Here is a 13,095-nt window from a genome sequence, read left to right on the forward strand (position 1 = left end):
GCTTTTTCATCGCGCTAGCGCTTCTTTGGGATCGACCTAAGGCGAGCGAACCATAGGGCTGCGGCACCCGAGGTCAGGAGCGCGGTGATGCAAGCGGCGATGGGAACTGATCCTGTTGCCGGTAGGTCCTGCGGTAGGGTACAGCGTTGAATGACGCTGTCCTCGTCATGTGACTCAAGTTTATCGCCGCCACCGTTGCGGCAAAGATCGACGCGCGCGCTGTTGGTGAGTGCGGTTTGGGGCGTATAAGCCGACGTTGCCTGCATGTGTACGACTGCGCCCCGAGCGTCTGTGCCAAGGATTGCTTTGGCATCGTCAAGGTCGTCGTGCTCATCTTTGAGATCATCGCGGGTCCAAGAATCCGCATCGCTTCGAGTCGTAAAGTCGGCGGCTACCGCACCGTATTCAATTCGAATGCCCGTTACGACGGTATTGGATGCAAGGTCGAGTTCTTTCGCCTCGAGTGTGGTGGATTCCGTGGTCGAGATATCCGCCTTCCAGAGGTGCCAACCGTCGTAATCGACGAGGCGACAGTCCTCACCCAGGCTCTCTTTTACTTCGTCGGACTCAAGCCAAGGATTTTCGTGCCCATCGTCAAGTGTCGCGTTTGCCGGCTCATCGACGTCTGTCGAGTCCAACGGCGTCGTGCGATACCATACGTTGCACAGGCCGTTGAGGTCGCCGATGGCGACGGGGGTTTCGATTGAGATGAATCTCGCTGTGCCGTCTTTGGCGCACTCAAGATCATCGGTAATCGTAAACTCATCAACCCAAGTAGCGGAATCGTTTCGAGCATCGATGGTATAGGAGAAAAGCCCATCACTATTGGTTTGCGTCGCGGCGCGGTTTTTACCATCGCCGTTAGCCAACAGGCCCTTTTCGATAGGTTGGACAAGTTCCTGACGCTTGTCGACCTGCCCCTTGATCTCGATGGGTGCATCCTTCATCGCGACGGATTGGACTTCTCCCGTATCCTTTATTTCAAACGTTATCTCCTCGGCAAGGTCATAGGTCCGCGGAGACATCATTTCGCGCAACGAGTAGGTGCCAGGTGCAAGATGTTCGACGCGGTGCGGCTTGTCGGATGAGGTCCAGGAGTCTATTTCGGTTTTATCGGGACCATATAAGGTGAGCTGTGCGCCTTCCACTTCCTGCTCACCGCTTGCATCGACCTTGGAGATATCAACCTTGGTGTAATCGTCGGATACGTTAAGCCGTGCTTCTACAACGGGCGTTTTCTGGTCGGCATAAGCGAGGTCTACGATATGGGGCGTCCGGTCGAGTAAGAAGTCGGTCGGCGCTTGAGTCTCGACAACCTCGTAGCGCGCGGTACCAGATCCCAGCGGCAGGTTGTCTGCGCGTGCTTCGCCAGTTTCATCCGTCGCGACGGTCGCGACGGTCTCACCGTCGATCGCGGCAATGCTACCATCGGGGCGCACGATATCACCCGAGGCACGGATCTCAAAGATGGCGCCCGCGAGCCTGCTGCCGTCTACGGCATCGGTTTTAACGATCCTGATGTTTCCGGTCGCGGCGTGGTCATAATACGAGGCGATTGCAACGGGCGTTAGGTTCATGTCGGCGGGTATGTTTACCTCGATCTCCTCGCCGACAAGATAGGGCTCTTTGGCCGAGGTTTCGCGTACATAATAGGTGCCCGGCACGAGCGATTCGGGCAGTGTGACGGTCCCGGTCGCGTCAGTCGTAAAGGTGTCCATTACGTTATGTGCTGGATACCAGCAAGTTTGTGAGACGGGTTCGTGTTTGCTGTCGAGGAGTTGGAAGGTGAATCCGGCTAGTGGAACAGAAGCGCCTGTTTGGGCATCGCGTTTTACAATCTGGAGATGCGTCGACAGCGCGTGGTTGTCCACGATATATTGAAGCTCGGCGCCGTTGGAAATCTGATTGGCCCCGACGGTCCATTCCCCTGCACGTTTAAAACCCTCGGGGACGGTTTCCGGAACCTCGCGAATCGTGTAGCCGGCACGGTCGTATGGGACAGCTCCGTGGACACCGGCGGGTCGCTTGCCTGTGCCGAACCATGCTTCGGGCTGATCTTTGGTGGAGGCAAAGCCATAGATGTTTGTGGTCAGTGTGCCAACAACCTGCTGAGAACTGTTGCTGACAACCTCAAAGACAACACCACCCGCCGGTTGCTCCAGGCCGGATTGGTCGCTATTGCCGTAATCCTTGAATTTGGAAATCTCAAGGTCAAACGCAATGGGGATATCGGAAATGCGAGATTCGATCTCGACTACGCCTGAATCGCCGAGCTGGTCGGCTCCAACGGTATAGGTCCAGCTGTCGTTGGATGGCAGGTAGCCCTCGGGGGCTTTTGATTCGTAGATGGTAAAGGTTCCTAAGGGGACATCGACGAGGGTAGCCCGACCGCTTTCGTCGGTCGTGAGGATCTGCGCCCATCCAGGGGTTGATTGCGACACACACGTGAACTCTGCTCCTGCGAGTGAAGATCCCACCTGGGGGCCGGCATTCGTCGCGGCATCGAGTTTTACGATACGCAGGTTGATGGTGCCGGGCTGTTCATCAATGGCGACCTGTCCACCGTCATTCCCCGTGGTAAAGGCGATGCGATCACGACGGGGGACATAGCCGGCCGGCGCCTTCGTTTCAACTAGGTAGTATGCCGTGTTGGGCAGAAGTGTTGCTTGCGCCCGACCGTTGCTGTCCATCTGGATGGTGCCGACATGCGCGCCGCTGGCGCTCTCAAAAATATCGAATGTTGCCCCGTCAAACTGATAAGTATTGTTTCCGCTGGTAATGGCGGCGTTTGCAGACTGTTTTTTGAAGGAAACAGAGACCGCCGGCAGTACATAGAGCATGTCCTGACGTTTGCTGCCGCCCGATACGGCTCCTAGATAGCGTCGCGCGCGGTGCGGAGCGGCTTTGATGCTTCCTGATTTTGCGCTGTCGTGGAGCCACCGCGCCGCCGCCACGACTTCATTGTCAGTGGTAAAGTGCCCACTCTTGGTTTTGCCCTGAGCGGTCGTGTAAGAGTAAGTACCGTCGACATGGGTAGTGCCGTTGAGCATCCATACGGCAAGCTGGGTTGCGGCGCGGGCGCGATCGGGTGAAAGATGGTAACCGCCAAACGACGTGGCGGTAGGATATCCGTGACAAACGATTGCCGCGAACTCGTCGTCGAGCCACACCCAGCCTTGATCAAAGTTGAGCCATGGGCCGCCCGGCTTGGTGGGGCCGGGGCGCTCCTGGTTCATGCAGTAGGCAATCGAGGCGTCTTGAGCTTCATACTTGCCGATGAAGAAGGGCCCACAATCATCGCTAATAGTGCGGAAGCCGAGCTGATCGTAGCCATCGACGGCAAATGCGGCTCCCGGTGTCAGGCAGCCGAAAAGCAGGAAGAGGAGCAGGAGCAGCGGACCTGTTGCGATTGCGCTGTGGACAGAGTGCGTGGGTGCGTTGGACATGGCTGCTCCTTATCCCTCGTGCGCCGCATGGGGAGGTTGCGACGCGTAGGATGAGGCTACCCCCGAGGTTCATGCGGGTAAGTACCGGAGCCTGACCAAAAGCTTGCCCGATTTCTGACAAATCGAGCTCAAATACAACAATCAGATAAAAATGCAGGTAGAAGATGGTAAGAAAAGAAAGACAAAGGTCCTCATCTCCACAATTGGCGCGGTTTTCAAACGATTCTCCACAGCTAAAACAAGCATCGACACCCTTGTATCGAACAAGACAACCGCGTTATACTATCCCCCACATATGCGGGCATCGCCAAGTGGTAAGGCATCAGCTTCCCAAGCTGACACTCGCGGGTTCGAGTCCCGTTGCCCGCTCCAGCCAGAAGCACAAGCACGGCACCATTACGGTGCCGTGCTTTTTTCAATAAAGCGCCGGGACTCGAACCCGACAGGGTGCGAGCGTAAAGCAAACGCGAAGCGTTTGTAGCGAGCAGGCGAAGGCGCCGACAGGCGCCTGAAGCCGGTGCGGATTTGCGAAGCAAATAACGCGGACGTCCCGTTGCTCGCTCCAATTCCAAAATGTTAGGTTAATGCCTGCTGCCCATACTTGCACCTGCGCACGGTACAATGGATGGGTTACGACCAACGTGCCAATAACCAAAAAGGAGCCGCTATGATCGATCGCTATACCCGCCCGGAGATGGGACACATTTTCTCCCTCGAGAACAAGTACGCCATTTGGCAGGAGATCGAGGTCTTGGCCTGCGAGGCCCAGGCGGAGCTCGGCAAGATCGGTATTTCCAAAGACGAGGCCCAGTGGATCCGCGACCATGCCAACTTTGAGAAGGCGAAGGTCGATGAGATCGAGGAAGTCACGCGCCACGACGTCATTGCCTTCCTGACCAACATGAAGGAGTACATCGATGCCGATGTTCCCGAGGACGACCCCAAGCCCAGCCGCTGGGTTCACTATGGCATGACCAGCTCCGATCTGGGCGACACGGCCCTGTGCTACCAGCTCACCCAGGCCTGCGACCTGATCATCGAGGACGTCAAAAAACTCGGCGAGATCTGCAAGCGTCGCGCCTTTGAGGAGCGCAACACGCTCTGCGCCGGCCGTACTCATGGCATCCATGCCGAGCCGATGACCTTTGGCATGAAGTTTGGCTCTTGGGCCTGGGAGCTCAAGCGCGATCTGGACCGTCTTGAGGATGCCCGCAAGAACGTTGCCTTTGGTGCCATCTCGGGCGCTGTCGGCACGTACAGCTCCATCGAGCCGTTCGTCGAGGAGTACGTCTGCGAGCACCTGGGCCTGGTTCACGACCCGCTGTCCACGCAGGTTATCAGCCGCGACCATCACGCCTATCTCGCCGGCGTTCTTGCCACCACTGCGGCCACCTGCGAGCGCATCGCTACCGAGGTTCGCAATCTGCAGAAGACTGATACGCTCGAGGCCGAGGAGCCGTTCCGTAAGGGCCAAAAGGGCAGCTCAGCCATGCCACACAAGCGCAACCCCATCACCATGGAGAAGGTCTGCGGCCTGTCGCGCGTCGTGAAGGCCAACGCGCAGGTTGCCTTCGACAACGTCGCCCTGTGGCACGAGCGTGACATTTCGCACTCCTCTGCCGAGCGCGTCGCCCAGGCCGATAGCTTCATCGCGCTCGACCACATGTTCCAGTGCCTCATTCGCGTTATCGACGGCCTGCAGCTGTACCCTGCCCGCATGATGGCCAACCTCAATAAGACCCGCGGCCTCATCTTCTCCTCCAAGGTGCTGCTCGCCCTCGTCGACACGGGCATCACCCGCGAGGACGCGTACGCCATTGTGCAGGAGAACGCCATGGCAACCTGGCACGAGGTACAGGATTGTGTCTCCGGCCCTACCTTTAAGGAGCGTCTCGAGGCTGACCCGCGCTGCACCGTCAGCAAGGAAAAGCTCGACGAGATCTTTGATCCGTGGGACTTCCTCACCCGTATCGACACGGTCTTTGATCGTCTGGAGCAGCTGAGCTTCGAGTAGGTTCGGGCATAACGTTAGCTTTTTAGGGCGCTTTGCTGGTAATGTGTGTTGCCGGCGAAGCGCCTCGTTGCATTTAGGGAAAGACGGGGATAATAGTCGTCTCGAATAACATTCTGAGAGGGGATCGCATGATTTCGTTTGATTACAAGCCTCAGGGCGTGTGTGCTCGCAATATTCACCTTGACCTTTCCGATGACGGCAACAAGGTGATGGGCGTTGAGTTTACCGGTGGCTGCGACGGCAATCTCAAGGCAATCTCTAAGCTGGTCGAGGGCGCTCCTGCCGATCGCGTAATCGAGGTTCTCGCCGGTAATACCTGCGGTATGAAAAAGACCTCCTGCGCCGACCAGCTTACGCGCGCTATCGAGGCCGCTCGCGCCGAGATCGCCTAATGGGTATCGCCGATCACATCAAGAACGGAATATCGCGTCGCGGCTTTGTACTCGGTGGGGCTGCCGCGGGCGCTGCCACGGTGCTTGCCGGATGCTCGAAAAAACCGGGTACCAGCGATGATGCTGCCGGCGAGCCGCAGGTTATCAAGGACGATTCCAAAATCATCTCGATTACGGATGAGTACGAGGCAGTCGACATCGATCTTGAGCCGGCGGCGTCGTGGACGCTGCCTCTGGGTACGCTGCTGTACTACTGCGACGGCGATTACGCCGCGGCGATGATGGCGCCCGCATCGGCACTGCACGCCAACACGCTCGGTGTGCTCAACCTGGGCGATGGCTCGCTTACCACATTAATCGAGGATCCTGTCGAGGGCACGGGATATGCATTCTACGATGTCCGCGCCGGCGACGGCGTATTCGCGTGGGTTGAGATGAACTTTGCCAATTCATCGTGGAAGCTCTACGCTCAAAATCTGTCGGGCGCTTCGCTCTCTGGCGATGCGGTTGAGCTCGATCGAGGTGGCAAGGACTATGATCCGCCCCTGTTTACGGCGTTCGGGTCATCAGTCATCTGGTATAAAATGCCTTCGGCAGGCGGCAATAAAACGAGTAGTGATTCGTTTTGCTATCGTCGCTCGCTTGATGAATCCAAGGCCGAGACAATTTGGAAATCGACGGGCCGCTTTGCATCGGCCCCGCGCGCGAGCGACGGCATTTTGACCATCTCGCCGCGTGTCCGCAACGACGAGGGCGTCTACTACGGCATAACGGCAATCGATCTGACCGACGGCAACAACACCAAGCGTGCCCAGCTAGTCCTTCCCTCGTCAGTCTCGCCTTTCGAGGCCGTGTATATGGGCGATACCTTCGTGTTTTCTATCGAGGCGGCCTATAGTGGCGTGGGCAGCCTGGGCAATATGGGCACGTATATCGGTAATGAGGGAGGGCCGTACCTCTTTCTGTCACGCGAGCCGCTCGCATGTGCGGCTGGCAAGAAGAATAAATACCTTGTTAAGGTACAGGCGTCGCATTTCCTGATCGACACCTCTGCCAAGACCTATGGCTCACTGCTGTCGCCCGACCGCGCTTTGGAGTATGGCGATTATCCAGCTACGGCGGGAAAATCGGACTCATTCCTTACGTACGCCACGGTGCGCAACAGCCAGGGTATACCAGAGACGGTCACTGCACGCCTGTTCTCTCTTTAAGCTTAGAGGGGTTAAAAAGGCGCCAACAGGGGAATAAACGCGTTGTAATTGTGAGTACCGCCCGCCGAGCTGCCGCGTCATAGCGGCATCCGGCGGGTTCAGGTGCGTTAAAATGGGCTTGTTCTTAGCTAATTGAGACAGGGGGGCCGTGTTATGGCTTCAGATGCAAAAAAGATTCTGCTGGTCGAGGATGAGAAGGCAATCCGTGACGCCGTCGCTGCCTATCTCGAGCGCGAAGGCTACTGGGTTGTGGGCGTCGGCGACGGCCAGTCCGCGATCGAGGAGTTCGAGAAGCATCAGTTCGACCTGGTCGTGCTCGACCTTATGCTCCCCAAGATTCCCGGCGAGCGCGTTTGCCGCACCATTCGCGATACCTCGGATGTCCCCATCATCATGCTGACGGCTAAGGGCGAGATCGAGGACCGTATTATCGGTCTTGAGCTCGGCGCCGACGACTATCTGATTAAGCCGTTCTCGCCGCGCGAGCTCGTCGCCCGCGTTCGCGCTCTGTTCCGCCGTGCCCATCAGGCCGACGAGCCCGCCGTCGAGGTGCTCGACTTCGGCGATCTGGTCATCGATATCTCGGGCCACAAGATCTTGGTCGAGGGCAAGGAAGTCGATCTGACGGCTTCCGAGTTCAAGCTGCTCACCACGCTCGCCCGCCATCCCGGCCGTGTGTATAACCGCATGGAGCTGGTCGAGAAAGTGCTCGGGTATGACTTTGAGGGCTATGAGCGCACCATCGATAGCCACGTGAAGAATCTTCGCGCCAAGCTGGGCGATGATCCCAAGAAGCCCAAGTGGCTCTACACCGTCCATGGTGTCGGCTATCGCTTCGAGGCTCCGGCCAAGATCGATAAGTCGGACGAGAAATAGGGAAATCACATATGACACCTGCGCGCTTTGAAATCGGACAAAAGCACAAGCAGGAGAGCGAGGCGGGTTCCAAGGCTAGTTGGAACACGCCTCGTTCCGATTCACGGCCAACGATGAGCTATCCCTCGCGCATGGCACTTGCTTTTGCTCTGACATCGCTCATGACAGTATTGGTGCTGGTGGGCGTTGTCTCTGTTGTGTGGGGCACGGTCTTTTCGGATTACACACGCTCCAATATCGTCGAAATCGCAAATTCCGCTGCCGAGAAGTTGGCAACCTCATATGAGGAAAACGGCTCTTGGACCGCGGGGGAACTGCGCACGGTCGCAACGTCGAGTTTGGTTTCCGACGATCTGGGTATGCAGGTCGTCAATAAAAAGGGCGTGATCGTTTATGACGATTCCTGGCCCTCGGCAAGCGCCACCGCCGATGTACGCGAAAACCAGGCTACGACCGACGACACGAGCGGCAAGAGGGCATCGCATAGCCCGGTCTCGTCTGCTCCAACCGACTCCGATAGCGTTGCTAACGTCGAGATTGTAACGTCTTCCGGCGAGCATGTCGGACAGGTAAAGCTGTGGGCCATCGGCTCCGACGCGCTGCTCACCAAGGCGGACTCTGCGTTTAGGGAGAAGACCTTTAACGCCATGGCCCTCGCCGCGGTTGTTGCAATCTGCATTTCGGTCGTTATCGGATCGCTCGTGTCGCGCATGCTCACCAAGCCGATTCATCGCATCACCAGTACCGCAAAGCAAATCCGTGACGGCGACCTGTCGGCTCGCACGGGACTGCGCGGTGATGACGAGATCGATCAGCTGGGAGAGACCTTCGACGAGATGGCCACCTCACTCGAGAAAGATATGAAGCACGAGAAGCGCCTGACTTCAGACGTTGCACACGAGCTGCGCACGCCGCTCATGGCCATGCTTGCAACGGTCGAGGCCATGCAAGACGGTGTGTATCCCACCGACGACGAACACCTGGAGACGGTCGCTTCCGAGACGCGTCGCCTGGCTCGTCTGGTGCAGCAGATGCTCGACCTATCGCGTATGGAAAACAGCACGGCTCCGCTCAATCTAGAACCGGTGGACATGGTTCCGTTCGTGCGATCGATTGTGAACGGCCAGGAGCGTCTGTTTGCCGACCGTGACCTTCGTCTTCGCTTTGCAGATGAAACCCAGGGGCACGACGATGTCGTCGAAGCCGATCCCGACATGATCACGCAATGCGTCATCAACCTCATGAGCAACGCCATGCGCTACACCCCCGAGGGCGGTTGGGTCGTGGTGTCGGTGCTCAGTGACCGCAAGCATGTCAGTATTGCCGTTTCGGATACCGGTATCGGTATTGCCAAGGACGATCTGTCGCGCATCTTCGGGCGGTTTTGGCGCGCCGATGCCAGCCGCGCCCGCGAAGCTGGCGGCCTGGGCGTTGGCCTCGCCGTGACCAAGCAGATCGTCGAGCGTCACCATGGCTACATATCCGTGGAGTCGGAGCTTGGAAAGGGTACGACTTTTACAATTCATCTGCCCCGCGAGCACACGGCGGACGCGGCATCTACTACAATGGAGCACTAGCTTTTCGCTATTCGGTGAAGGAGGGGCCGCGTCCCTGCCGCTCCGAGTTTGCGAAAACATGCGGGAAAGAACCCGCATTTCTGTCGTATTTAGGTAAGGAGTGACTCACGTGACAACGATGGAGCGTCGTCCGGATTCCCGTGGCAAGGTTCGTGATATCTACGATGCCGGCGAAAACCTGCTGATGGTCGCCACCGACCGCATTTCTGCGTTCGACTTCATTCTTCCCGACGAGATTCCGTTTAAGGGAGAGGTGCTCAACCGCATCTCGGCATTCTGGTTCGATAAGTTTGCCGATATCGTTCCCAACCACCTCGTTTCCATCGATCCGGCGGATTTCCCCGAGGAGTTTGCCGAGTATCGTGACTACCTCGCAGGCCGCGCCATGCTGGTCAAGAAGGCCCAGACGATTCCTATCGAGTGCATCGTCCGCGGCTATCTGACCGGTTCGGGCAAGAAGACCTATGACGAGAACGGCACCGTCTGCGGCATTCAGCTGCCCGAGGGTCTGACCGAGGCCTCCAAGCTTCCCGAGCCGCTGTTCACGCCGTCCACGAAGGCCGAGATCGGCGACCACGACGAGAACATTTCGTTCGAGCGTTGCTGCGAGATCGTGGGTGAGGACATCGCCGCGCAGATTCGCGACCTTTCCCTCAAGATCTACAAGGCCGCTGCCGAGTACGCCGCGACCCGTGGCATCATCATTGCCGACACCAAGTTCGAGTTTGGTGTTATTGATGGCAAGGTCACGCTGATCGACGAGTGCCTCACGCCCGACTCCAGCCGTTTCTGGCCTGCTGCCAGCTACGAGGAGGGCAAGATCCAGCCTAGCTACGACAAGCAATTCGTCCGCAATTGGCTCAAGGCCAACTGGGATATGACGGGGGAGACCCCGCACCTGCCCGCCGAGGTCATCGATGGCACGTCCGAGCGCTATCGCGAGGCCTTCCAGATCATCACGGGCTCCCAGTTCACAAGCATGAAGGAGAACGCATAAGTGAGTACCCGTAGCGCCACGAACAAGCGCACGCAATCCCACGAAGTTACCGGGGTTGCGCGCAAGTCTGCCGCGTCTGCTAAGCCCGCCCGCCAAGCAGCGAGCTCCGTTCGCGTCGTGCCGGCTTCGTCTAAGGCACGCCGCAAAGAGCTCGAGAAGGGCGAGAACCTCGAGGGCCTCTCTAAAGAGGAGAAGCGCGCCCGCAAGGCTAAGCAGCGCGCCAAGGAGGACCGCATCTATACGGTGTCGAATATCCTCCTCAAGCAGGACGAGGACTACACCAAGCGCCGTCGCATCTGGTGGATTGTGCTCGCCATTGGCATGGTACTCGTCGTGGCAATTTGGGCTTCGCTCTACTTCGCTCCCGGCGGCACGGTGTCCAGTCCCGTCCAGATGGTCGGCATTGTTTTGTCCTATGTCATCATCTTAGGTGACTTTATCTACGACTTCGCTCGTATTCGTCCCTTGCGCAACATGTACCGCGCGCAGGCCGAGGGCATGTCCGAGAACAAGCTCAACGCTCTTATCGAGCGCGCAGCTGCCGAGGAGGACAAGAAGGACTCCAAGAAGAAGTAGCGTTTGCATACATACTTATCGCTAAGATATAAGGCGCGTCGTTTTTGCGGCGCGCCTTTTTACTGTTCTATAGATAGATGGAGTGGCACATGATTCGAGCTGCCCTGACGGTCGAAGAGGCTCTGGAGGGCATGAAGTCCCTGGAGCCCAAGATTAAAAACTATGCGCGTCTCGTTGTCCGCAAAGGTGTAAACGTTAAGCCCGGCCAGGAGGTCGTCGTTCAGTCTCCCGTCGAGTGCGCGTCATTTGCGCGCGTGGTGGTTGCCGAGGCTTATGACGCTGGTGCTGGCCACGTGACGGTCATTTGGGCCGATGATGCTGTGACAAGGCTTACGTACGAGCATGTCGATAAAAGCTATTTTGAGCAGACGCCCGAGTGGAAGCGCCTGCAGCTGGATTCCTTGGCCCAGGATGGTGCCTGCTTTATCTTTATCGAGGGTGCGGATCCTGCGGCTCTCAAGGGTATCGATCCCGCCAAGCCCGCTGCAGCCTCTAAGGCAAGGAACACGCAGTGCAAGGTCTTCCGCCGTGGACTGGATTACAACATCAATCCGTGGTGTATCGCCGGCGCTCCGGTCGTGGCTTGGGCGCGCGAGGTGTTCCCGGGAGACGCCGATGAGGTTGCAATCTATAAGCTGTGGAATGCGATTCTGCACACCGCTCGTGCCGATGGCCAGGACCCGGAGAGCGACTGGGAGCTTCATGACGCGGCATTCGAAAAGAACCTGCGTTTCCTGAACGACAATCGTTTTGACCGCCTACATTACACCGCAGCAAATGGAACCGATCTGACGATTGGCATGACGAAGGGTCACGAGTGGGCCGGCGGCAAGGGTAAGACGCCCGATGGACACCCCTTCTTCCCCAACATCCCCACCGAGGAGGTCTTCACCTCGCCTGATCGTATGCGTGCCGACGGTATCGTGTACTCGGCCATGCCACTCATTCACCACGGTAACAAGGTTGACGATTTTTGGATTAAGTTCGAGGCCGGCCGCGTAGTGGACTACGATGCCCGTGTGGGCAAGGCGACGCTTGCGAGCATTATTGACACCGATGAAGGTGCCGCTCATCTGGGCGAGGTCGCGCTCATTTCCAAGAACACTCCGATCCGCGAAAGCGGCGTTCTGTTCTATGACACTCTCTATGACGAGAACGCCAGCTGCCATCTTGCGCTGGGCGTCGGCTTCCCCGAGTGCATCGAGGGTGGGTACGACATGTCCAAGGAAGAGCTCCTGGAGCATGGCGTTAACGTCTCGAGCACGCACGTTGATTTTATGATCGGCACGGACGACATCGATATTACGGGCATTACGCCTGATGGACGTGAAGTTGTGATTTTCCAGAACGGCCAATGGAGTTGGGAATAGTCCCAGACCGTGGTACAATGCCACCCGCGGGCCGTTAGCTCAGCTGGCAGAGCAGGGGACTTTTAATCCCAAGGTCCAGGGTTCGAACCCCTGACGGCCCACCATAGAATAGAAAAGCGACTGGCGGATGCCGGCCGCTTTTTTGTTGCCGCGGCACGGGTTCGAACCCGAAAGGGCGCGGAGCTGAGGAAACGCGTGAGCGTTTGCCAGCGCAGCGCGCAAGGCGCGAAAGCGCCGCAGCGGCCGCCTGCGAAGCAGGCTGAACCCCTGACGGCCCACCCAAAGATTGTTGAGACGGTCAACTTCGGTTGGCCGTCTTTTTTGTTGCCGGTGCACGGGTTCGAACCCGTATCTATCTATATATAAGAACGCTTGGCGAACAAAACCCGCCTTTTACCGATGGGAAACAAATAGCTGATGCCTTTGGGGTAAAGTAGCGCTCCAGAGATGACCGATGTCTCAATACTCATAAAACAGCTGGTCATCGCCAATATCAGAAGCCAATGCTTCAGTTTTAACCCCAGTGATGCGACTGAGGGACCTATTCATTTGTGAACAAAATATGGAGTGCGTTATTCCCGCTCCCGGCGCCCCTCCGGTCTGGCAATATATCTCCTTGCCGCGCGGCCCGGTCGG

At 57.7% G+C, this 13,095-nt stretch carries 9 protein-coding genes and 2 tRNA genes; 10 read left to right on the forward strand and 1 reads right to left on the reverse strand.

What is annotated here, in order from left to right; translation table 11 throughout:
• Positions 1–14: 14 nt before the first annotated feature.
• Positions 15–3,446 (reverse strand): SpaA isopeptide-forming pilin-related protein, encoded by a 3,432-nt coding sequence (locus DWZ01_RS07195; protein WP_117848464.1) that lies wholly within the window; start codon positions 3,444–3,446, stop codon positions 15–17.
• Positions 3,447–3,743: 297 nt separating this feature from the next.
• Here DWZ01_RS07195 and DWZ01_RS07200 point away from each other — a divergent pair.
• The 10 genes from DWZ01_RS07200 to DWZ01_RS07245 all read left to right on the forward strand — a co-directional run bounded on the left by DWZ01_RS07200 (position 3,744) and on the right by DWZ01_RS07245 (position 12,563).
• Positions 3,744–3,818 (forward strand) — tRNA-Gly (locus DWZ01_RS07200).
• Positions 3,819–4,113: 295 nt separating this feature from the next.
• Entirely contained in the window at positions 4,114–5,460 is a 1,347-nt protein-coding gene (purB, locus tag DWZ01_RS07205; protein ID WP_117848465.1) for an adenylosuccinate lyase, read from the forward strand.
• 128 nt (positions 5,461–5,588) lie between these two features.
• Complete coding sequence (locus tag DWZ01_RS07210; RefSeq protein WP_117848466.1) at positions 5,589–5,852, forward strand: TIGR03905 family TSCPD domain-containing protein; 264 nt, start codon at positions 5,589–5,591, stop codon at positions 5,850–5,852.
• The gene (locus DWZ01_RS07215; RefSeq protein ID WP_117848467.1) at positions 5,852–7,063 is read left to right on the forward strand and encodes a twin-arginine translocation signal domain-containing protein; all 1,212 of its coding nucleotides are present in this window, start codon (positions 5,852–5,854) and stop codon (positions 7,061–7,063) included. Before DWZ01_RS07210 ends, DWZ01_RS07215 begins: the two co-directional genes overlap by 1 nt.
• Positions 7,064–7,216: 153 nt before the next feature.
• Complete coding sequence (locus DWZ01_RS07220; protein WP_117848468.1) at positions 7,217–7,939, forward strand: response regulator transcription factor; 723 nt, start codon at positions 7,217–7,219, stop codon at positions 7,937–7,939.
• Between the two features lie 131 nt (positions 7,940–8,070).
• Positions 8,071–9,516, forward strand: coding sequence for an ATP-binding protein (locus DWZ01_RS07225; RefSeq protein ID WP_369832484.1), 1,446 nt, complete (start codon positions 8,071–8,073; stop codon positions 9,514–9,516).
• A 118-nt stretch (positions 9,517–9,634) separates the two neighbouring features.
• Positions 9,635–10,513, forward strand: a complete 879-nt coding sequence (locus DWZ01_RS07230; RefSeq protein WP_117743382.1) for a phosphoribosylaminoimidazolesuccinocarboxamide synthase — start codon at positions 9,635–9,637, stop codon at positions 10,511–10,513.
• A complete protein-coding gene (locus tag DWZ01_RS07235; RefSeq protein ID WP_117848470.1) occupies positions 10,514–11,089 on the forward strand; it encodes a hypothetical protein in 576 nt (191 codons plus the stop codon).
• 89 nt (positions 11,090–11,178) lie between these two features.
• The gene (locus DWZ01_RS07240) at positions 11,179–12,459 is read left to right on the forward strand and encodes an aminopeptidase (RefSeq protein WP_117848471.1); all 1,281 of its coding nucleotides are present in this window, start codon (positions 11,179–11,181) and stop codon (positions 12,457–12,459) included.
• A 28-nt stretch (positions 12,460–12,487) separates the two neighbouring features.
• Positions 12,488–12,563: transfer RNA gene (locus DWZ01_RS07245), tRNA-Lys, on the forward strand.
• The last annotated feature ends 532 nt before the right edge of the window (positions 12,564–13,095 follow it).

It is taken from the genome of Collinsella sp. AF28-5AC, from assembly GCF_003457875.1.
GTDB lineage: Bacteria > Actinomycetota > Coriobacteriia > Coriobacteriales > Coriobacteriaceae > Collinsella.

Coding starts and splice junctions, on each gene's coding strand:
- DWZ01_RS07195 (WP_117848464.1), bottom strand. CDS start 3,446: ATGTCCAACGCACCCACGCACTCTGTCCACAGCGCAATCGCAACAGGT.
- purB (WP_117848465.1), top strand. CDS start 4,114: ATGATCGATCGCTATACCCGCCCGGAGATGGGACACATTTTCTCCCTC.
- DWZ01_RS07210 (WP_117848466.1), top strand. CDS start 5,589: ATGATTTCGTTTGATTACAAGCCTCAGGGCGTGTGTGCTCGCAATATT.
- DWZ01_RS07215 (WP_117848467.1), top strand. CDS start 5,852: ATGGGTATCGCCGATCACATCAAGAACGGAATATCGCGTCGCGGCTTT.
- DWZ01_RS07220 (WP_117848468.1), top strand. CDS start 7,217: ATGGCTTCAGATGCAAAAAAGATTCTGCTGGTCGAGGATGAGAAGGCA.
- DWZ01_RS07225 (WP_369832484.1), top strand. CDS start 8,071: ATGGCACTTGCTTTTGCTCTGACATCGCTCATGACAGTATTGGTGCTG.
- DWZ01_RS07230 (WP_117743382.1), top strand. CDS start 9,635: ATGGAGCGTCGTCCGGATTCCCGTGGCAAGGTTCGTGATATCTACGAT.
- DWZ01_RS07240 (WP_117848471.1), top strand. CDS start 11,179: ATGATTCGAGCTGCCCTGACGGTCGAAGAGGCTCTGGAGGGCATGAAG.